This window comes from Arthrobacter sp. TJ-265 (assembly GCF_058269135.1).
On sequence record NZ_JBZCND010000001.1, the window covers coordinates 976114 to 995906 of the forward strand.

Annotated in this window: 18 protein-coding genes; 12 read left to right on the forward strand and 6 right to left on the reverse strand. The window is 71.4% G+C overall.

What is annotated here, in order from left to right; genetic code table 11:
- Window positions 1-3: 3 nt before the first annotated feature.
- The 3 genes from AC4D2E_RS04670 to AC4D2E_RS04680 are packed head-to-tail and all read left to right on the forward strand — an operon-like array spanning window position 4 to window position 3007.
- Window positions 4-810, forward strand: coding sequence for a lysophospholipid acyltransferase family protein (locus AC4D2E_RS04670; protein WP_490951799.1), 807 nt, complete (start codon window positions 4-6; stop codon window positions 808-810).
- Window positions 807-1850: an NAD(P)H-dependent glycerol-3-phosphate dehydrogenase gene (locus AC4D2E_RS04675; protein ID WP_490909537.1), complete on the forward strand. Its 1044-nt coding sequence runs from the start codon at window positions 807-809 to the stop codon at window positions 1848-1850. The genes AC4D2E_RS04670 and AC4D2E_RS04675 overlap by 4 nt, the downstream gene beginning before the upstream one ends.
- Before the next feature lie 5 nt (window positions 1851-1855).
- Window positions 1856-3007, forward strand: coding sequence for a D-alanine--D-alanine ligase family protein (locus AC4D2E_RS04680; RefSeq protein ID WP_490952319.1), 1152 nt, complete (start codon window positions 1856-1858; stop codon window positions 3005-3007).
- Window positions 3008-3069: 62 nt separating this feature from the next.
- On the opposite strand, the gene AC4D2E_RS04685 is transcribed toward AC4D2E_RS04680, so the two are convergent.
- The gene (locus AC4D2E_RS04685) at window positions 3070-4116 is read right to left on the reverse strand and encodes a YeiH family protein (RefSeq protein ID WP_490951800.1); all 1047 of its coding nucleotides are present in this window, start codon (window positions 4114-4116) and stop codon (window positions 3070-3072) included.
- 69 nt (window positions 4117-4185) lie between these two features.
- Window positions 4186-4254 (reverse strand): hypothetical protein, encoded by a 69-nt coding sequence (locus AC4D2E_RS04690; protein WP_490952320.1) that lies wholly within the window; start codon window positions 4252-4254, stop codon window positions 4186-4188.
- On the opposite strand from AC4D2E_RS04690, the gene AC4D2E_RS04695 reads away from it, so the two are divergent.
- A complete protein-coding gene (locus AC4D2E_RS04695; RefSeq protein WP_490951801.1) occupies window positions 4230-5342 on the forward strand; it encodes a glycosyltransferase in 1113 nt (370 codons plus the stop codon). The genes AC4D2E_RS04690 and AC4D2E_RS04695 overlap by 25 nt on opposite strands.
- A 39-nt stretch (window positions 5343-5381) precedes the next feature.
- Here AC4D2E_RS04695 and AC4D2E_RS04700 read toward each other — a convergent pair whose 3' ends face one another.
- Complete coding sequence (locus AC4D2E_RS04700) at window positions 5382-8915, reverse strand: bifunctional proline dehydrogenase/L-glutamate gamma-semialdehyde dehydrogenase (protein ID WP_490951802.1); 3534 nt, start codon at window positions 8913-8915, stop codon at window positions 5382-5384.
- 144 nt (window positions 8916-9059) lie between these two features.
- On the opposite strand from AC4D2E_RS04700, the gene AC4D2E_RS04705 reads away from it, so the two are divergent.
- Both AC4D2E_RS04705 and ribA read left to right on the forward strand, forming a co-directional pair.
- A complete protein-coding gene (locus AC4D2E_RS04705) occupies window positions 9060-9989 on the forward strand; it encodes a LysR substrate-binding domain-containing protein (protein WP_490951803.1) in 930 nt (309 codons plus the stop codon).
- A gap of 73 nt (window positions 9990-10062) precedes the next feature.
- Window positions 10063-11451, forward strand: coding sequence for a GTP cyclohydrolase II (gene ribA / locus AC4D2E_RS04710; RefSeq protein WP_490951804.1), 1389 nt, complete (start codon window positions 10063-10065; stop codon window positions 11449-11451).
- Window positions 11452-11547: 96 nt separating this feature from the next.
- On the opposite strand, the gene AC4D2E_RS04715 is transcribed toward ribA, so the two are convergent.
- Window positions 11548-11775: a DUF3072 domain-containing protein gene (locus AC4D2E_RS04715; RefSeq protein ID WP_490951805.1), complete on the reverse strand. Its 228-nt coding sequence runs from the start codon at window positions 11773-11775 to the stop codon at window positions 11548-11550.
- 219 nt (window positions 11776-11994) lie between these two features.
- Here AC4D2E_RS04715 and AC4D2E_RS04720 point away from each other — a divergent pair, with 219 nt between their 5' ends.
- The gene (locus tag AC4D2E_RS04720; RefSeq protein ID WP_490951806.1) at window positions 11995-12834 is read left to right on the forward strand and encodes an SDR family oxidoreductase; all 840 of its coding nucleotides are present in this window, start codon (window positions 11995-11997) and stop codon (window positions 12832-12834) included.
- 50 nt (window positions 12835-12884) lie between these two features.
- Here the strand turns inward: AC4D2E_RS04720 and AC4D2E_RS04725 are convergent, their stop codons facing one another.
- Window positions 12885-13742 (reverse strand): SMP-30/gluconolactonase/LRE family protein, encoded by an 858-nt coding sequence (locus tag AC4D2E_RS04725; protein WP_490951807.1) that lies wholly within the window; start codon window positions 13740-13742, stop codon window positions 12885-12887.
- 40 nt (window positions 13743-13782) lie between these two features.
- A complete protein-coding gene (locus AC4D2E_RS04730; protein ID WP_490909529.1) occupies window positions 13783-14271 on the reverse strand; it encodes a DUF3515 domain-containing protein in 489 nt (162 codons plus the stop codon).
- 213 nt (window positions 14272-14484) lie between these two features.
- On the opposite strand from AC4D2E_RS04730, the gene AC4D2E_RS04735 reads away from it, so the two are divergent.
- The 5 genes from AC4D2E_RS04735 (at window position 14485) to AC4D2E_RS04755 (ending at window position 19787) form a co-directional block, all read left to right on the forward strand.
- The gene (locus AC4D2E_RS04735; RefSeq protein ID WP_490951808.1) at window positions 14485-15246 is read left to right on the forward strand and encodes a hypothetical protein; all 762 of its coding nucleotides are present in this window, start codon (window positions 14485-14487) and stop codon (window positions 15244-15246) included.
- Between the two features lie 104 nt (window positions 15247-15350).
- A complete protein-coding gene (gene rfbB, locus AC4D2E_RS04740; RefSeq protein ID WP_490951809.1) occupies window positions 15351-16349 on the forward strand; it encodes a dTDP-glucose 4,6-dehydratase in 999 nt (332 codons plus the stop codon).
- A gap of 4 nt (window positions 16350-16353) precedes the next feature.
- Window positions 16354-17772, forward strand: coding sequence for a sugar nucleotide-binding protein (locus AC4D2E_RS04745; protein WP_490951810.1), 1419 nt, complete (start codon window positions 16354-16356; stop codon window positions 17770-17772).
- Complete coding sequence (locus AC4D2E_RS04750; protein ID WP_490951811.1) at window positions 17747-18820, forward strand: thiamine-phosphate kinase; 1074 nt, start codon at window positions 17747-17749, stop codon at window positions 18818-18820. Before AC4D2E_RS04745 ends, AC4D2E_RS04750 begins: the two co-directional genes overlap by 26 nt.
- 22 nt (window positions 18821-18842) lie before the next feature.
- Window positions 18843-19787 carry a DAK2 domain-containing protein gene (locus tag AC4D2E_RS04755; RefSeq protein ID WP_104165437.1) on the forward strand — a complete coding sequence of 315 codons (945 nt, stop codon included), beginning with the start codon at window positions 18843-18845 and terminating at the stop codon, window positions 19785-19787.
- The last annotated feature ends 6 nt before the right edge of the window (window positions 19788-19793 follow it).

Genomic DNA, 19793 nt, shown 5'->3' on the forward strand with positions numbered 1-19793 from the left:
GGTATGGGGGAGTCACGGGGCTCACGCGCCATGTACACGTTCCTTTCCCTCTGGGTGAGGCCGGTCATGAACGGGCTGATGGCCAAGGAATGGCGGGGGCAGGAGAAACTGCCGCGCGGCACGGGCATGATCGTGTGCCCGAACCACGTCACCGAGATCGACCCGGTGGTCATCTCGCACTTCCTCTATAACCAGGGCGTCATGCCGCGCTTCCTCGCGAAGGCGAGCCTGTTCGAGGTGCCGGTGGTCGGGTTCATCCTGCGCACCATCAAGCAGGTGCCGGTCGAGCGCACCTCCGCGGGGGCGAACCGCTCGCTGGAGGCCGCCCGGGCGGCGCTCGCCGACGGTGGCGGGATCATCATCTATCCCGAGGGCACACTCACGAGGGACCCGGACATGTGGCCCATGAAGGGCCGCACCGGAGCCGCCCGCCTGGCCCTCCAGACCGGCGCGCCAGTGGTGCCCATCGCCCACTGGGGCGCCCAGGAGGTCTTCCCCCGCTACGCGAAGCGCTTCCACCTGTTCCCCCGCAAGCGTGTCCGGGTGCTCGTCGGTGATCCCGTGGACCTCTCCGAGTTCCGGGACGCCCCGCTGACGAGGACCACGCTCGACGCGGCCACTGACCGCATCCTCGTGGCCATCACGGCCCTGCTCGCCGAGCTGAGGGGCGAAGAACCACCCGCCGAGCGCTGGGATCCGGCGCTGAAGCACCAGAAGATGACCGGCCGCGACTTCGAGGGCCGTGCGGACGGCGAGGGCCGCGTCGACGGAGACGACGACGCCGGACCGGTGCCGGGAGGGGAACGATGACGGCCGACGCGCACGCGAGGCGGCCCGCGAAGATCGCCGTCCTCGGGTCCGGCAGCTGGGGGACCACGTTCGCGAAGGTCCTCGCCGATGCCTCCCCGGACACCCCGGTGATGCTCTGGTCCCGCCGGCCCGAGGTGGCCGCCGAGATCACCACCGAGCACCGCAACTCGCGTTACCTCGGGGAGACCCGGCTCCCGGCGAACATCACGGCGTCCGCCGACGTCGGGGCCGTCCTGGCCGGCAGCAGCCTCGTGGTCCTCGCCGTGCCGGCCCAGTCCCTGCGCGCGCAGCTGCCCGCGTGGCGTCCCCTCATCGCTCCCGATGCCGTCGTCGTCTCCCTCATGAAGGGCCTCGAGGTCGGCACCGACGCCCGCATGAGCGAGGTGATCGCGGAGGAACTCGCGCTGCCCGAGCGGCGGATCGCGGTGCTGTCCGGTCCGAACCTCGCCATGGAGATCGCCCGGGAGGAGCCGACGGCGTCCGTCGTCGCCTGTGTCGACCACGACACGGCCGCCTGGATCGCCGCGGCCTGCACGGCCTCCTACTTCCGCCCCTACACGTCCACGGATGTGATCGGCGTGGAGATCGGCGGCATCGTGAAGAACGTGATCGCCCTCGCCGTCGGCATCTGCGAAGGCCGGCGCATGGGCGACAACACCAAGGCCTCCGTCATCACCCGCGGGCTCGCCGAGACGACCCGCCTGGCCGTGTCCCTCGGGGGACGCCGGGAGACGATGGCAGGCCTGGCCGGGATGGGAGACCTCATCGCCACCTGTTCGTCGGCGCTGTCGCGGAACCACACCGCCGGGCACCTGCTGGGACAGGGGCTGAGCCTCGACGAGGTGACGGCGAGGATGAACCAGACCGCCGAGGGCATCAAGTCCGCGCAGGCCGTCCTGGACGCCGCCAACCAGCGCGGCGTCGACATGCCCATCACCGAGAGCGTGGTGGCCGTCCTCCAGGGACGGCTGTCCGTCAACGACCTCGGGCCGCGCCTGCTGGCCCGCAACCTCAAGCCGGAAGGCGATCACACCCCGTGACCACCGTGAGCACCGCGCCCGCCGAGACCCCGGCGAGCTCCGGCAAGCCCCGCGTCCTCGTCCTCTTCGGGGGCCGCTCGAGTGAGCACGCCGTCAGCTGCGTGACCGCCGCCGGCGTCCTCGAGGCGATCGACCGCACCCGCTACGACGTCGTGCCCGTGGGTATCACGCGCTCCGGGCAGTGGTCCCTGGTGTCCGCGGATCCGGCCTCGTGGTCCCTGCGCTCCGATGTCCTGCCCGAGGTCACGGCGACCGAGCACGCCGTGGTCATGGGCTCGGCGGTCGACGGCGGAACGGGCCAGGAACTGCTCATCGCCGCTCCCGGGTCCGTGCCCGAGAGCCTCGGCGGTGTCGACGTCGTCCTGCCGCTCCTGCACGGCCCGTTCGGCGAGGACGGCACCCTGCAGGGCATGCTGGAGATGGCCGACATGCGCTACGTGGGCGCGGGTGTACTGGCCTCCGCCGTCGGCATGGACAAGCACTACATGAAGGTCGTGTTCGAGGCCGCCGGGCTCGACGTCGGCCCGTACGACGTCGTCACCGACCGCCAGTGGCGCACCGACGCCGAGGCCGCCGTGCGTCGCGTCGCGGCGCTCGGGTTCCCGCTGTTCGTGAAGCCGGCCCGCGCCGGCTCGTCCATGGGGATCACGCGGGTGGACGACGTCGACTGCATCCGGGCGGCGATCGAGGCCGCCCGCGTGTTCGACCCGAAGGTGATCGTCGAAGCCGGGATCCACGGGCGCGAGATCGAGGTGGCGGTCCTGCAGGGGCGCGGGCTCGACGCCCCGCGCACCTCGCTGCCCGGTGAGATCGCCATGCAGCCGGGCGACCACGCCTGGTACGACTTCGAGGCGAAGTACGTGGACGGCGCCGCCGCCGAGCTGACCTGCCCGGCGGACCTCCCGGCGGACGTCATCGACCGCGTCCGGCTCCTGGCGGCCGACGCGTTCGACGCGATCGGCGGGGAGGGGCTCTCCCGCGTCGACTTCTTCTACACGGCGGACGGGCGCCTGGTGATCAACGAGATCAACACGATGCCCGGCTTCACGCCCATCAGCATGTACCCGCAGATGTGGGCGAAGTCCGGTCTCGGGTACACCGAGCTGATCGACGAGCTGATCGGGCTGGCGCTCGAGCGGGGTACCGGCCTGCGCTGAGTCTCCGGTCAGGAGGGCCGGTGAGCAGGGCCGGCGGGCGGAACGGCGCGCTGACGCGGCGGTCAGGCCAGCAGGAGCACCCCGAGGAGTGAGCCTCCCGCGAGCAGGACCGTCGAGATGGCACCGACGGCGGCGAAACGTCCTCCGGTCCGCAGCAGGCGGCGGACGTCGATGCCCGCACCGAGCCCGAACATGCCGGCCGCCAGCAGGATCGTGGTGACAGTGCGGCCTGTCTCCAGCACGTGATCCGGCAGGACGCCCAGTGACCGCACCGCCACCATGACCAGGAAGCCCACCACGAAGAGCGGCACCACGGGCGGGCGGGGCGAGCTCCGGGGTGCGGTTCCCGGTCCGGCAGCCGCGCCCCGGGCCACGCTGCGCCGTCGTTCCCCGAGGGATGCCACCGCGGCGACGGGTGCCAGCATCAGCACCCGGCCGAGCTTGACCACCGTCGCGACGGCGAGCGCCGTGACTCCTGCGGTACCCGAGACGGCCACGACCTGCGCCACCTCGTGGACGGCCAGGCCGGCCCACATCCCGAACCGGTCCTCGCTCAGCCTGAGGAGGCCGCCCAGCACGGGGAGGACGACGATCATGAGCGAGCCGTAGAGGGTCACCATCGCGACGGCGCCGGCGGTCTCGTCGTCGTCGGCCTTCACGACGCCCTGGAGACCCGCGATGGCGGAGGCCCCGCAGATCGAGAAGCCGGCGGCCATCAGCGTGGCGCCGGCGCGGGTGAGCCCGAGGCGAAGGCCCAGCTGGAGCGTGAGGACATAGCTCAGTGCCACGCATGCGACGATCAGGCCGAGGACCGGGAGGCCGAGCGCCACGATGTCGGGCAATGCGAGCTGGAGACCCAGCAGGACGACGCCGGCCCGCAGCAGTTTCTTGGTGCCCGCCGTCACGCCGGGCCGGAGAGAAGGGGCATACAGGGAGGAGTTGGCGAGCAGGACACCGAGCACCAGGGCGATCACCAGGGCGCCGAGGACGGACTGTACCGATCCGGCCCAGACGGCGACGGCCACCCCTGCGGCGACCACGGCCAACCCCGGCAGCAGTGACCCGGTCCGTGCCCGCGCGAGGGTGGAGCGGTCGGCGGGAAAGGGCATGGGGCTGCTTTCGGGCTCGGGGGAGGGGACGTTGCTTTCGGACATTGTTCCACGGGGAAGGGAGCAGTATTATTTCCACCCGACTCGGCCTAGCGGCTTCCCGAGGTGCTGCCATGTCCACGTTCCTCTTTGCCACACTCGATGCGGGCGGCAACGTCCCACCGGCGCTCCTCATCGGTCGCGAGTTGATGCGCCAGGGGCACACTGTCCGCTTCCTGGGGCACGCGGAGCAGGCGGAGGCAGTGGAAGCCACCGGTGCGGACTTCACGGCATACCGTTCCATCGCCCCGATGACGCCGACGGTCGAGGTCTCAGCCCTGCGTGACATCATCAACTGGTTCTCCACGATCATGGACCCGGGCATTGCTCGTGACATGGTCAGCGAAGCCCGCCACGATCCGCCGGATCTGCTGGTCATCGACTGCCTGCTGCTCGGCGCCCTCGGGACCGCCGCGAAACAGAAACTCGCCTACGTGTCGCTGGTGCACAGCTTCTATGCCTACTTCGACGGCCCTTTCCGGCGCGACCCGGTCGCGCTACTGGCACGGTTGAAGGGACGGGGGCCGCGACAGGTGACACGACACGCGCTCGCGACGCTCGTCTGCGCGGACCCCGTCCTCGATCCGGCGGCCTCCACTCCTCGTTCGGGCACAGCGGTGTGGGCGGGTGCCGCGGTGGACGTGACCGCGCCGGCGACTCCGCCGGACACACCCCATGTTCTCGTGAGCCTCAGCACCATCGCCTTCCCCGGCCAGCCCGAGGTGCTGCAGCGGATCCTCGACGCCGTCGCGGACCTGCCCGTCGACGTGACAGTGACGACGGGACCGGCCGTCGACCCGGCCCGGCTGTCCGCCCCCGCGAACGTGACCATCCATCGGTACGTCCCGCACACCGAACTGATGCCCCGGTGCTCGGCCGTGGTCGGGCACGGCGGCCACGCCACGACGATGCGGGCCCTCGCCCACGGCCTGCCGATGCTCATCCTGCCCATGCACCCGATGCTCGACCAGCCGATGATCGGGAAGGTGGTCCAGGAGGCGGGCGCCGGCCTGACCCTGAGCCGCAAGTCCTCCGAGGCGCAGGTCGCCGACGCGCTCATGACCGTCCTCAGCACGGACCGCTACGCTGCGGCCGCGGCCCGGATCGGTGAGAGACTCCGGGCCACCGAGGGGGCACGCAAGGGAGCACAGGTGCTCGAGGACGTCGCACGGCGAGCCGCGGTCTAGCCCGCCCGTCGCCGGGAGCCGCCACCACGGAGGGACGAGCTAGAGGATGCTGTCCGTCAGCGCGTCGGGGGTCCCGAACCGGTGCGCCGTGATGCTGATCGCCTGCTCCTGCAGGAACGGCAGCAGCTCGATCCGCCCCGACTCGGTGACGGGCTGCGCGTACACCGCGAGGTCGGGACGCCCGCCGGTCGCCTCGGCGAGGGCCGAGGCCCCGCCGCCGATCAGCCGGACGCGGCGCGCCGTGAGCGACGCCGCCCCGGCCAGCCAGGCGTCGTCGTCCTCGGGGGTGACGCCCTCCGCCTGCGCCAGGACGACGGATCGGAGCGCGACGGGAAGGTCGACGGCACTCGACACCGTCACCGGGGCGCCGGCGGCGCGGGCCGCGAGCAGCACGCGCACGAGGTCGGCGATCGGGGCACCCGCGGCGAGGCGGACCGTCACCGGGTGTGCGAGGTAGCGGAACAGGTTCCGCTCCGCCGCGAGCCCCGAGACGTCCTTCACGCAGCCGAACTCGCTCGTCCATGCTGCCGCATCGGACGCCGCGGCGCGCTCGAGACGGGCGACGTCGGCCGCGGGCAGCCCGGCCGCGCGGGCGGCCGTGAGCAGGGGCTCGACGACGGGCAACGGGCGGTCCTGTGCCTGCGACTGCCTCGGGGCCCACGCGCCGAGGCCCACCAGATAGTTGGGGCCTCCCGCCTTGGTGCCCGCACCGACGGCGGACTTCTTCCAGCCGCCGAAGGGCTGGCGCTGGACGATCGCCCCGGTGATGCCCCGGTTGACGTAGAGGTTGCCGGCCTGCACGCCGTCGATCCAGGTGGCGATCTCCCGGCCGTCGAGGGAGTGGATGCCGGAGGTGAGGCCGTAGTCGATGTCGTTCTGCAGTGCGATGGCCTCCTCGAGCGTGGCCGCGGTCATGATGCCGAGGATCGGGCCGAAGTACTCGGTGAGGTGGTACGTGGACCCGCGCTGCACGCCCGTGCGGACGCCGGGACTCCACAGGCGGCCCGAGTCGTCGAGCTGCCGCGGCTCGATGAACCAGGACTCGCCCGCGCCGAGCGTCGTCAACCCGTCCAGGAGCTTGCCCGCGGCGGGCTCGATGACGGGACCCATCTGCGTGGACGGGTCGGCGGGGTAGCCCACGGACAGGGACGCGACGGCGTCGAGCAGCTGGTTGCGGAAGCGCTGCGACGTGGCCGCGCTGCCCACGAGGATGACCAGGGAGGCCGCGGAGCACTTCTGGCCGGCATGGCCGAAGGCGGACTGCGCCACGTCCCTCGCGGCGAGGTCGAGGTCCGCGCTGGGGGTGACGATGATGGCGTTCTTGCCGGAGGTCTCCGCGAGCAGCGGCAGGTCCGTCCGGAAGGAGCGGAACAGCTCCGCGGTCTCGTACCCGCCGGTGAGGATCACCCGGTCCACGCGGGGATCGGCGAGGAGCTGCCGTCCGAGATCCCCCTCGTCGAGGTGCGCCAGGTGCAGGACCTCGCGCGGCACGCCCGCGGCCCACAGGGCCTCGACCATGACGGAGCCCGAGCGCCGCGCCTGCGGTGCCGGCTTGATGATCACGGAGGACCCGGCGGCGAGGGCCGCCAGGGTGGAGCCTGCGGGGATCGCGACGGGGAAGTTCCACGGCGGTGTCACGACGGTGAGCCGGACGGGGGAGAAGGACGCGCCGTCGACGTCGTCGAGCTCGCGGGCACGCTCGGCGTAGTAGTGGGCGAAGTCCACGGCCTCGGAGATCTCCGGATCGGCCTGGTCGAGCGTCTTGCCGGTCTCGGCGGCCATGACCTCCATGAGATCGGCCCGGCGCGCCTCCAGGGCGTCCCCGGCCCGGTGCAGGACCACGGCGCGCTCGGCCCCGGTCAGCGCGCCCCAGGACGCCGACGCGGCGACGGCGCCCGCGATCGTGTCCTCGAGGTCCTCCCCGCGGGTCAGGGTGCTCGCGGCGGCGACGTCGTTGCCGAGCTCCGAGGTGGCCACCCGGTCGAGGATCGCCCGGCCCCACGCGCGGTTCGCCGGGAGCGAGGGATCGGTGTCTGCGGTGTTGGAGAACCCGGTCCCGGGGTGCGCCGGGGCGGGGACGCTGCGGTCCTGCTGCCGGTTCGGGTTCGGGATGGCCGTGTCGAGCTCCTTCAGGGAGGCCAGGAAACGGTTCTTCTCCCGCTCGAAGAGGGCCTCGTTCTCCGTGAGCTCGAAGACCGCGGACATGAAGTTGTCCTGGCTGGCGCCCTCCTCCAGGCGGCGGATGAGGTACGCGATGGCGACGTCGAACTCGCCCGGGTGCACCACGGGCGTGTAGAGCAGCAGCGAGCCGACGTCGCGCTTCACGGCCTCGGCCTGCCCCTGCGCCATGCCCAGGAGCATCTCGAACTCGATGCCGTGGCGGACGCCGCGCTCGCCGGCGAGCAGCCAGGCGAAGGCGAGGTCGAAGAGGTTGTGGCCGGCGACGCCGATGCGCACGTTGTCGATGCGCCCAGGCTGCAGGGCATAGTTCAGCACGCGCTTGTAGTGCGTGTCCGAGTCCTGCTTCGAGCCCCACGTGGCCAGCGGCCAGTCGTGGAGGGAGGCCTCCACCTGCTCCATCGGGAGGTTGGCCCCCTTGACCACGCGGACCTTGATCCCCGCTCCGCCCCGGGCCCGCCGGGCAGCGGCCCAGTCCTGCAGCCGGATCATCGCGGCCAGGGAGTCGGGGAGGTACGCCTGCAGGACGATGCCCGCCTCGAGGTGCGTGAACTCGGGCCGGTCGAGGATGTCCATGAACACCGCGATCGTGAGGTCGAGGTCCTTGTACTCCTCCATGTCCAGGTTGATGAACTTCGGCGTCCCGGCCTGCGCCGCGATCGTGTACAGGGGGGCGAGCTTCTCGGCGACGTGCCGGACCGCCTCGTCGAAGGCCCAGGCGGGGTGCGGGGCGACCGTCGAGGAGACCTTGATGGAGACGTAGTCGACGTCCGGCCGCTCGAGGAGGCGGACGGTGCCGGCGAGGCGGCGGTCGGCCTCGTGGTCGCCGAGGACGGCCTCGCCCAGCAGGTTGATGTTCAGGCGGATGTCGTCGCGCCTGATCTTCCCGATCGAGCGGCCCAGCCGGGCGTTGGAGGCGTCGATGATGAGGTGCCCCACCATCTCGCGCAGCACGCGGCGGGCGATCGGGATGACGACCTGCGGGAGGACGGGGGCGACGGCGGCGCCCACCTTCACGGCGGAGCGCATGTACCAGGGGAGGAAGGCGGGCACCTTCGGGGCGATGGCCCCAAGGTTCCGGGCCGCGACCGCGAGGTCCTCAGGGCGGATCACGCCGTCGACGAAGCCGACCGTGAACGCCAGTCCGTCCGGGTCCTTGAGGACGCCGGCGAGCTGTTTGGCCGAGGAATCGACCGGGACCTGCGCCGCATCGGTCAGCCACCGCCGCACGAGGGCGACCGCAGCATCCGGCAGCGCTGCCGGGATGTCCGTGGTGCCGCCGGGGCCGGCGGAGAAGGAGGCGGGCTCGACGTCGGCGCTCGGGTCGGCGATCGACGGCTCCGTGGACGCCGGGGTGCCGGCGGTGCCCTCGCGGGGCGGGATCTGGGTTGTCATGGCAACGGCTTTCGGTCGGACGGCTCGCGCCGGGCGCAGGGTGAAGCAGCTACTTCCTCCCCAGTATCGGCCGCACCGTACGATTAGGAAAAGCGATGAATACCGAACGGTATTCGTCAGTAGGCCCGAAGGAATAGGAAGTCGATGCTCGACCTGCGCAGGCTCCGTCTGCTCCGTGAACTGAAGATCCGGGGGACCCTCGCGGATGTCGCTGCGGCCCTGAGCTACAGCCCGTCCTCCGTGTCGCAGCAGCTCGCCCAGCTCGAGAGGGAGGTGGGTGTCCAGCTGCTGCGGAAGACCGGACGCCGCGTGGTCCTCACGCCCCAGGCGGAGGTCCTCGTCGCGCACACCGCGGAGCTGCTGGAGACCCTCGAACGGGCCGAGGCGGACCTCGCCGCCTCGCTGACCACCGTGTCCGGGACGGTCCGCGTCGCGGTGTTCCAGTCGGCCGCGCTCGCGCTGATGCCGGATGCCCTGACCGCCATGACCCTCGACTACCCCGACGTGCGCGTCGAGATGGTGCAGCGCGAGCCGGAGACCGCCCTCTACGAGACGTTCGCCCGGGACTTCGACCTCGTGATCGCGGAGGAGTACCCGGGGCATGCCGCTCCCCGCCACTCCGAACTCGACCACGTGGCGCTGACGCAGGACGCCATCCAGCTCGCCGTGCCCATGGAGGGCCACCGCCATGCCGGCATCTCCTCGGTGGCGGAGGCGGCCGGTGCGGCCTGGGTCATGGAACCCAGGGGAGCGGCGTCGCGGCACTGGGCCGAGCAGGCGTGCCGACGGGCCGGCTTCGAGCCCGACGTCCGCTACGAGACGGCGGACCTGCAGGCGCAGATCCGGCTCATCGAATCAGGTAACGCCGTCGCGCTCATGCCGGAACTGGTCTGGACGGGCCGCGACGTGCCCGTGCAGCTGCTCGATCTCGCCGAGGACCCGCGGCGCTCCATCTTCACCTCCGCGCGGCGAGCGGGTGCCCGCCGTCCCGCCGTCCTCGCCGTCCGCGAGGTCCTCGGCCGCGCCGCCGCCGATGTGCGCCGTCCCTCCTCCCTGCAGCTGGAACAGCAATAAATCGCCGCCACAGCCCGTTGATTCCAGCAGACCTGCTTTTCGCGCCACCACGCTCGGCTCCTAAGGTTGTTCCATGTCCCTGCAGTCCACACACCACGCATCAGCACCCGTCCCGGCGACCGTGGAGAGGGTCGTCGAGACCGTGCTGCCCACGCGGCACGGGACCTTCCGCATGATCGGCTACCGGGACGGCGCGGGCACGGAGCACGTGGCGCTCGCCCAGGGGATCGACGACGGCGCGCACGGCACGGTGGAGGCGCCGCCCCTGGTCCGCGTCCACAGCGAATGCCTCACCGGGGACGCCTTCGGCTCCTGGCGCTGCGACTGCGGGGAACAGCTCGACGCCGCGCTCGCCGTCATCGCCGGGGAAGGGCGCGGCGTCCTGGTCTACGTCCGCGGCCACGAGGGCCGCGGCATCGGACTGCTCGCCAAACTCAAGGCCTACGCCCTGCAGGACCAGGGCGTGGACACCGTGGACGCGAACACCGAGCTGGGACTGCCCGTCGACGCCCGGCGCTACGACCAGGCGGCGGAGATCCTCCAGGACCTCGGCATCCGTGCGGTCCGCCTGCTCTCCGGCAACCCCGCCAAGGAGGAGGCACTGGAGGACCTCGGGATCGACGTCGTCGAGCGCCGCGGCCTCGCCGTGTCCGACCGGTCGGAGAACGCCGGCTACCTCGCGACGAAGCGCGCCCGGATGCGGCACGACACCCCACCATCCGCCGACGCCTGGAGGTCCCTGCTCGACGGCGCCGTCCCCCCGGCGCCCGCGCCGGGCGAGGCGGAGGAACTGACCCACCGGTACGGCTACCTCGCGGCGGCGTCCGGGACGCTCGTCGTCGGACAGCTGCGGCAGAGCCTCGACGGCTTCATCGCCTCACGCTCCGGTGACTCAAGTCTCCACGCGGAACGCGGCGACCACGGACACCTGCAGCGCCTGCGCGCGCTGGTCGACGCCGTCGTCGTCGGAGCGTCGACCGTCCTCACGGAGGACTGCTCGCTGACCGTGCGCGACGTACCCGGCACCAGCCCCGTGCGCGTGGTCCTGGATGCGTCGGCGAAGGTGGCAGCGGAGGCGCGGGTCTTGGCCGACGACGGCGTGCCCACCCTTTGGATCATCGGCACCGACGCCATGGCCCCCGACGGACTGCCGTCCTCCGTGGAGGTGGTGCGGTTGGGCGCGGAGGACTTCGCGCCGCAGCGGATCCTGGGGATCCTGCAGGCGCGCGGACTCGAGAAGGTCCTCATCGAAGGCGGCGGCAACACGGTGTCCCGCTTCCTCGAGGCCGGGCTGCTGGACCGCCTGTACCTCACCACGGCGCCGGTGCTCGTGGGCGACGGCGTCCCCGGCATCCGCTTCACCGGCTCCGACGCGCTCGCCGAGGCACGGACGGCACCCGTGCGGCGCTTCGTCTTCGGCCAGGACATCTGTACGGAGTTCAACTTCGCCGGCGTGCGGTAGGGGACGTCCAACGCTTGGTCCCACTCCCCGGACCGGTCGAGCGGGAGTATTCGAACTTTCCCGGTCGACCGACCCGAGGAGCGGGACCACGTCGGGTCAGGAGTCGCTGAGCCTCTTGCTCTTGCCCTGCAACCGGTCGATGTGCTCGGAGGCCTCGGCCTTGTTGATGTCGGCGGGGATCTCCTCGCCCGCTTCGCGCGCCAGCGTGTCGAGGTAGCTTCGCTGTGCCGCCGTCATCGGCTCGTCGCCGGTGACCCAGTCGGAGGGATCGCGCTCGAAGCCGCCCTCGGGCTCGGATTCCGGACTTCCCAGTGTGTCTGCCATGTGAGTTCCCTTTCGTCGTGAACAGCGTGAACCATCAGTCTACTTAGTGTCTCTGACATCCTCGGGGAGTGTGCGCGACGATCACGTCCACCGGCCCGCCTGGCCCGTCCGCAACGGACAGCTGCATCGGATGTTTGCTTCCCCGGTTTAGTAAGGGTGCTTACGGTAGGGGAGCAAGGACCGCACGCACGGGATCGCCCGCAGACACCAGGAGGAACAGTGACGCAGCCAGCGCAGCAGCAGGAAACACCAGGGACCACCGAGGCTATGGACCCGACGCCGGACCACGGGGAGCAGACCTACCGGGGCTCGGGGCGCCTGACCGGCAAGAAGGCCGTCATCACCGGCGCGGACAGCGGGATCGGCCGTGCCGTCGCCATCGCCTACGCGCGCGAGGGCGCGGATGTTCTGATCAGCTACCTCAACGAGGACGACGACGCCCGCGAGACTGCGCGCTGGGTCGAGGAGGCCGGCCGGAAGGCGGTCCTCTTCCCGGGAGACCTTTCCGACCCGGCGACGTGCCGCGCCGTGATCGACACGGCGGTGCAGGAGTTCGGCAGGGTGGACGTCCTCGTCAGCAACGCCGCCTACCAGATGTCGCATGAGACCATCGAGGAGATTTCGGACGAGGAGTGGGACTATACGCTCGCCACCAACCTCAGCGCGTTCTTCCACCTCACGAAGGCGGTCCTGCCGCACATGAGGCCGGGTGGTTCGATCATCGGCTCGAGTTCCATCAACTCCGATAACCCGGTGCCTACGCTGATGCCCTACTCGGCGACGAAGGCGGGCATCGCCAATATGACGGCAGCCATGGCCCAGCTCCTTGCCGAGCGGGGGATCCGCGCCAACTCGGTCGCCCCGGGCCCCATCTGGACACCGCTCATCCCGGCCACCATGCCCGAGGATCAGGTCGAGACCTTCGGCCAGCAGGTGCCCATGCAGCGCGCGGGTCAGCCTGCAGAGCTCGCCCCGGTGTACGTGATGCTCGCCTCCGACGAGGCCAGCTACGTCTCTGGCGCCCGCATCGCCGTGACCGGCGGCCAACCCATCCTCTGACCCCGTGACCGGGCTCCGTCCGGGTCCGACGACCGCGGGGGGGGCAGTGGTCACCCGCGGAACATCGGCAGGGGAGCGCCGGTGACGCCGGGCTCGACGGCGAACAAGGCGCCGGCCTGCGGCTCCGAGCCCTCGGGGATGTTCTCCTGCGTGGTCGTGATGAACAGTGTTGAGAGGTCCTCCCCGCCGAACGCGCACGCCGTCACGTTGGTGACCGGCAGCGGGATGTGCTCGGCGAGCCGGCCGGAGGCGTCGTACCTGGCGATCGCGCTACCCCCGTACAGAGCCGTCCAGATGCCCCCTTCGGCGTCGATCGCCATGCCGTCCGGCATGCCCAGGGCGGGCTCGACGACGGCGAAGGTGCGCCGGTCGGTGAAGCGGCCGGCGCCGACGTCGTACGCTAGCGCGTCGATGCGGCCCGTCGGGGTGTCGCTGAGGAACGCGGTATCCCCCGAGGGGGAGAAGTGCAGTCCGTTGGACACAGTCAGACCGGTCAGGAGCGTGGAGACCGTGCGGTCGGCGTCGAGCGAGAAGAGGGTCCCCGCGCCGAAGCCGCCCTCCCAACCCATGGACCCGCACAGGAAGCGGCCGGCGGTGTCGCAGCCGCCGTCGTTCATGCGGACCGCGCTGTCGGTGAAGGCGTCGGGACCCTGCTCGATGCTCGAGAAGGAGTCATCGGCGAACACGAAGCCGCGCTCCACACCGATCACGTAGCCACCGGAGGCGCGTCCGCGGAGAACGCCGGCCAGCCGCGGGTGGACGTCGTGCCGGTCGAAGGTCCCGTCCTCGTGGCGGACCAGGACGTCGCCCTCCAGCATGTCGACGAGAAGGAGCTCGCCTCGACGCGGGTCCCAGTACGGGCCCTCTCCGTGGAACGTGCAGACGTCGGAGATTTGCTCGGCTTTCACGGTGCCTCCTGGCAGTCGGTTGATTCGGGGCTGGGGTGCGTCAGCCGTCGGTCGGTGCGGGGGTGGCGTCGGACAGCCCGACGCAGGCGCGCGTCGGGTCGACCCGCGATACGGCGTCGCCGAGCTCCACGAGGACGGTGCTCGACGCCACCTCGTCGGGATCGAACAGGACCTCGACCGCCGGGTCGCGCCCGTAGGTGGTGGCCGTCCACGCCGGGTCCCCTTCGCGAACCACCCAGTCGACGTCGTTCACGGTGACGCAGGGATCGGTGGTGGGCCCCGGAACGTCCACGCCGCACCGCAGCACCACGCGGGACGGGTCACCCCAGGCAGAGGTGGCCTGGCTGTTCGTGTCGCGCTGTTCGTTCTCGGCGACGGTGGGCGGCAGCGCGATCATGACGTCGGCGCACCGGGCGTTCGCGGCGTCCCCGGCCGGGTCCACGTCCACCACTGACGAGCACCCGGTCAACCCTGCCATGAGGGCCATGGCAGGCAGTAGGGAGGTCAGGGCGCGGGGGAGGGCAGGCATGATGCCAGCCTAATCGGTGGTCCTGCGACGCTGCGGCGGGAACAAGTCGAATGCGGGCACGACACGATGGCGGCGGGCCGCGCCGGAAGCAGGGCGGCAGGAGCGGCCGCCAGTAGGATGCAGGAGCCGGCAGCCAGTCTCAGGCTGCTGGTTCCCCCCGCGCACCCGGCGTTGCCCCCAACCCGTGCGTGCGAGATCCCGAGCCGAGGACGAATGACCACGCACCACCGCTTCCCCCCGACCGCTACCGCCCTCAGGACCATGACCGGCACGGTTGCCGTCCTCCTCTCTGCTGCGGTGCTCGCCCCGGTGGCCGCACTGGCCGTCGAATCGGAGCCCTCGTCCGTCCGCCCCGCGGTTGTCGGCCAGCAGCAGCCGCGCGTGGTCGAGCAGCTCCGGCCCGATGCGACCTTCGGCGAACCGGCCCCGCCCATCATCGACCCGTTCGCCGTCTCGGGGACGGACCCGGCCACGGGCTTCGCCATCAACGCCTGGACAGGGTTCCTCGTCCATCCGGGGACCGGCCACCTCATCGAGCCCGGAACCGGCAATCTCGTGTTCGCTGACACCCTCATCTACACGAACTTCCGCTACGACGCGGAGACCCGCGAGGTCGTCGCGATCGGAGACGAGGCACCGGTCCCGGCTCCGACGCCAGCCCCGGGCGTGCCGTCGGCGACGGCATCCCCCTCCGCCGCGCCCGCACCGACGGCGACGGCAACCACTCCCGTCACGGCGGCCCCACCCGCGCCCACGGCCTCGCCCGCCGTGGTCGGCAGTGCCCCGACGCCGGAGACCGCCACGTCGCGCGCCACCCGGTCCGCGACGCCGACCGCGAGCACCACCACGCCGGCCGCCGTCGCCGAGGAGGAGCGTGCCGCTTCGCCGGCGCCGATCGCCTGGATCAGCGCGGGCCTCCTCGCCGCCGCGCTCGCCGTGGTCGCGGTCCTCGCCGTCCGCCGTCGCCGGCACTGATCCGGTAGCACGGATCCGGAGGTGCCGCCGTCCGGGTGGGCGGCGGCACGCCCCGGACGGCGCCGAGCCCGGCGTGGGCGCGGTCGACCGGTAAAGTGCAGGACGTGAAGAATTTATTGGTGACCGGCGGCGCCGGCTTTATCGGGTCCAATTTCGTGCACTACCTGATGGAGCACACGGATGTCTCCGTCACCGTCCTCGACAAGATGACCTACGCGGGCAACGCCGCCTCGCTTCAGGGCCTGCCGGCCGACCGCGTCGAGCTGGTCGTCGGCGACATCGCCGACGCCGCCGTCGTCGACCCCCTGACGGAGCGTGCGGACGCCGTCGTCCACTACGCCGCGGAATCGCACAACGACAACTCGCTGCACGATCCCCGGCCGTTCCTCGACACCAACATCATCGGCACCTACACGCTGCTCGAGGCAGCCCGCCGGTACGGTGCCCGGTTCCACCACATCAGCACTGACGAGGTCTACGGCGACCTCGAGCTGGACGACCCCGGGCGCTTCACCGAGAGCACGCCCTACAACCCGTCGAGCCCCTACTCCTCGACGAAGGCCGGGTCCGACCTCCTCGTGCGCGCGTGGGTCCGCTCCTTCGGCGTGCAGGCGACCATCAGCAACTGCTCCAACAACTACGGGCCCTACCAGCACGTCGAGAAGTTCATCCCCCGTCAGATCACCAACGTGATCGACGGCGTGCGGCCCAAGCTCTACGGCGAGGGACTGAACGTCCGCGACTGGATCCACGCGGACGACCACTCCTCGGCGGTGTGGACCATCCTCGGCCAGGGCGAGATCGGGCAGACCTACCTCATCGGCGCGGACGGGGAGCGCAACAACAAGGACGTCGTCGAACTCATCCTCACCGAGATGGGCCGGCCGGCGGACGCCTACGATCACGTGGTGGACCGGGTGGGACACGACATGCGCTACGCGATAGACTCCACCAGGCTGCGCAGCGAACTCGGCTGGACGCCGGAGTTCGACCACTTCGAGGAGGGCCTGCGCGAGACCATCGCGTGGTACCGCGACAACGAGGACTGGTGGCGACCGCAGAAGTCCGCCACCGAGACCAAGTACGCCGAGCAGGGGCAGTAGCGCCATGGGACCGACCTTCTCCAAGCCGCTCGCCGCCCGTGAGACGCCCATCCCCGGCGTCCTCCTGTTCGATCTCCCCGTGCACGGTGACAACCGGGGCTGGTTCAAGGAGAACTGGCAGCAGGCGAAGATGACCGCCGCGGGACTCGCCGACTTCGGCCCCGTCCAGAACAACATCTCCTTCAACGAGACCGCCGGGACCACGCGCGGCATCCACGCCGAGCCGTGGGACAAGTTCATCTCCGTGGCCACCGGGTGCGTCTTCGGCGCCTGGGTGGACCTGCGCGAGGGGCCGTCCTTCGGTGCCGTGTTCATGGCCGAACTCGATCCCTCGACGGCCATCTTCATCCCGCGCGGCGTGGGTAACGCCTTCCAGACGCTCGAGGACGGCACCGCGTACACGTACCTCGTCAACGACCACTGGTCCGCCGACGCCCAGGACCAGTACGTGTTCCTCAACCTCGCGGACGAGACGGCGGCGATTCCCTGGCCCATCCCGCTGGCCGACGCCGAACTCTCGGACAAGGACCGGAACCACCCGCGCCTGGCCGACGTCACGCCCCTCGCGCCGCGGAAGACGCTCGTCGTCGGGGCGGACGGCCAGCTCGGTAGGGCCCTGCGCGCCGCCCTCGCCGACCACCCGTCAATCGAATTCGCCTCCCGGGGCGAGCTCGACCTGATGGGCGACCTCGACGCCGCCCGCCCGTGGGCGGCGTACGGGACGGTCATCAACGCCGCTGCGTACACAGCCGTCGACGCCGCGGAGACCCCGGAGGGCCGCGCCGCTGCGTGGGCTGTCAACGTGACCGCGGTCGCGGCACTGGCCCGCGTGGCGAGCACGTACCGCCTGACCCTCGTCCACATCTCCAGCGACTACGTCTTCGACGGCACCCGGGACCCCCACACGGAGGAGGAACCCTTCACCCCGCTCGGGGTGTACGGGCAGACAAAGGCCGCCGGTGATGCGATCGTGGCGACGGCGCCCCGGCACTACATCATGCGCACCAGTTGGGTGATCGGCGACGGCGGCAACTTCGTCCGCACGATGGCGGACCTCGCCGGACGGGACATCAAGCCTAATGTGGTCAATGACCAGGTGGGACGCCTGACCTTCACAGAGGACATCACAGCCGCCATCCTGCACCTGCTGGAGGTGGGCGCGCCGTACGGCACCTACAACGTCAGCAACGACGGACAGCCGCAGAGCTGGGCGGACATCGCGGCCGACGTCTACGCCCTGTGCGGCAGGGACCGGGGGGACGTCACGGGCGTGAGCACCGAGGACTACTTCGCCGGCAAGCAGGCCGCACCACGCCCGCTGCAGAGCACACTCGACCTCACCAAGCTGAAGGCCACAGGGTTCGCGCCTGAGCCAGCGGCGGATCGGTTGAGCGCCTATGTGGCCGCACTGGCGACGGCGTGACCCGGGGGCGACGCCTGGTCCCGTCCCGCGACCTGCCACCCCCGGGGGCGCGGCGGACGGAGCCGTCGTCGGTGGCCTGAGTGAGGGCGAGCTCCTCGCCCGCATCTTCCCCCGCCTCCCCGTCCCGGACGCCGTCCTCCTCGGCCCCGGTGACGACGCCGCGCTCCTCGCCGCCCCCGACGGCAGGACCGTGATCAGCATCGACACGCTCGTCGAGGACCACGATTTCCGGCTCCTGCGACCCAGCGGCCACTGCACTACCGGCTACGACGTCGGCTGGAAGTGTGCCGCCCAGAACCTCAGCGACATCAACGCGATGGGGGGCCGTGCAACGTCGCTCGTCGTCAGCCTCACCCTCCCGCCCACCACTCCCGTGGAGTGGGTCGAGGCGCTCGCCGACGGCCTGACCGCGGCGATTCGTGAGCTCGGCGCAACGGGGTGCGGCGTCGTCGGCGGCGACCTCGGGGCCGGGGCGCAGCTCGTCATCACCGCCGCGGTCACCGGGACGCTCGAGGGCCGGGAGCCCGTCCTGCGCTCGGGTGCGGAAGCGGGGGACACCGTCGCGGTCGCCGGCAACCTCGGCCGCGCCGCCGCCGGCCTCGCCCTCCTCGAGGACGGCCGCCCGCTCCAGGATCTCGGTGTATCGGGCGAGGAGCTCGTCGCAGCCCAGCTGCGGCCACGACCACCCCTGGCCGCCGGTCCCGCCGCCGCCGTCGCCGGCGCGTCCGCCATGCTGGACGTCTCCGACGGGCTCATGCGCGATGCCGGACGCATCGCGACGGCGAGCGGCGTGGGGCTCGATCTCGACCCGGCAGCGCTCCAGCAGTACGCAGGCCCGCTGGAGGAGACCGCGGCGCTGCTGGGCATCGATCCGATGGAGTGGGTGCTCGGCGGGGGCGAGGACCACGGACTCCTCGCCACGTTTCCGCCGGGGGTCCTGCTGCCGGCCGGGTTCACTGCGGTAGGCTCGATAGTGCCGGGCGAGCCGCTCGTGACACTGGCGTCGCAGGCCGCAGCTCTCAGGGGATGGGATCACTTTGCACACTAAGGTCACCGCGAACGCGCTCGCGATGAAGCGTTGGTTGAGCAAGGCCGAAGAATCCCTCGGGAACCACAGCGACCGCCTGAACGCGATCAACATCTTCCCGGTGGCAGACGGCGACACCGGCACCAACCTGTACTGCACCGTCCGCACCGCCGCACGCGCCGCGCACGCCACCGACGCCGTCGACCTCGGCGAACTGCTGAGCATCGCGGGCCGCGCCGCCATGGAGGAGGCGCTCGGGAACTCCGGCACCCTCTTCGCCGTCTTCCTCTCCGCGCTCGCCGAACCGCTGCACGGCACCACGCGACTCACCAGCTCGTCGCTCGCGTCAGCGCTGCACCGTGCGGAGATCCGGAGCTGGTCCGCGCTCAGCGACCCCGTGCCGGGCACCATGCTCTCGGTCCTCGAGGCGAGCGCGCGCGGGGCGGCCGAGACCGCCTCCGGGCACGCCGGCGACGACAGCAACCACGCCCTCACTGTCACCCTCCGGGCCTCCGTGCAGTCCGCGCTGCGGGCCGTGGTGGACACGGAGAGCCAGCTCGGCGCGCTGACCGAGGCGAAGGTGGTCGACGCCGGCGGCGTGGGCTTCCTCCTCATCCTCGACGCGCTCCGCGCCGCAGCGCTCGGCGAGGAGCTGCAGGACGAACTCCTCGACGGCCTGCACGGCTACGACATCCAGGCGCCGCACATCCACCGGGGCGGGGACGCCGATGGCGTCGAGGTCATGTGCACTATCAACCTCAGCCCCCTGGACGCCGCCACCCTGCGCCTCCACCTCGACGAGATCGGCGACTCGGTGATCATGAGCGCCGTCACGGAGGTCGAGGAGGGCTACCGCTGGCGCGTCCACGTGCACGTCCCGGACGCGGCACCCGCGCTGGCCCTCATCCACGAGGCGGGAACGCCGGTCAACATCACGGTGACTCAGCTCGCCGTCCCGCCCGTCGGAGTCGAGGCCGGTGAGTCCTGACACGGT

Bases quoted from the DNA above. Each gene is read 5' to 3' on its own strand.
- AC4D2E_RS04675 (WP_490909537.1), top strand. From the start codon at position 807: ATGACGGCCGACGCGCACGCGAGGCGGCCCGCGAAGATCGCCGTCCTC.
- ribA (WP_490951804.1), top strand. From the start codon at position 10,063: ATGTCCCTGCAGTCCACACACCACGCATCAGCACCCGTCCCGGCGACC.
- AC4D2E_RS04755 (WP_104165437.1), top strand. From the start codon at position 18,843: ATGAAGCGTTGGTTGAGCAAGGCCGAAGAATCCCTCGGGAACCACAGC.
- AC4D2E_RS04670 (WP_490951799.1), top strand. From the start codon at position 4: ATGGGGGAGTCACGGGGCTCACGCGCCATGTACACGTTCCTTTCCCTC.
- AC4D2E_RS04745 (WP_490951810.1), top strand. From the start codon at position 16,354: ATGGGACCGACCTTCTCCAAGCCGCTCGCCGCCCGTGAGACGCCCATC.
- AC4D2E_RS04695 (WP_490951801.1), top strand. From the start codon at position 4,230: ATGTCCACGTTCCTCTTTGCCACACTCGATGCGGGCGGCAACGTCCCA.
- AC4D2E_RS04735 (WP_490951808.1), top strand. From the start codon at position 14,485: ATGACCACGCACCACCGCTTCCCCCCGACCGCTACCGCCCTCAGGACC.
- AC4D2E_RS04705 (WP_490951803.1), top strand. From the start codon at position 9,060: ATGCTCGACCTGCGCAGGCTCCGTCTGCTCCGTGAACTGAAGATCCGG.
- AC4D2E_RS04730 (WP_490909529.1), bottom strand. From the start codon at position 14,271: ATGCCTGCCCTCCCCCGCGCCCTGACCTCCCTACTGCCTGCCATGGCC.
- AC4D2E_RS04750 (WP_490951811.1), top strand. From the start codon at position 17,747: ATGTGGCCGCACTGGCGACGGCGTGACCCGGGGGCGACGCCTGGTCCC.
- AC4D2E_RS04700 (WP_490951802.1), bottom strand. From the start codon at position 8,915: ATGACAACCCAGATCCCGCCCCGCGAGGGCACCGCCGGCACCCCGGCG.
- AC4D2E_RS04715 (WP_490951805.1), bottom strand. From the start codon at position 11,775: ATGGCAGACACACTGGGAAGTCCGGAATCCGAGCCCGAGGGCGGCTTC.
- AC4D2E_RS04685 (WP_490951800.1), bottom strand. From the start codon at position 4,116: ATGCCCTTTCCCGCCGACCGCTCCACCCTCGCGCGGGCACGGACCGGG.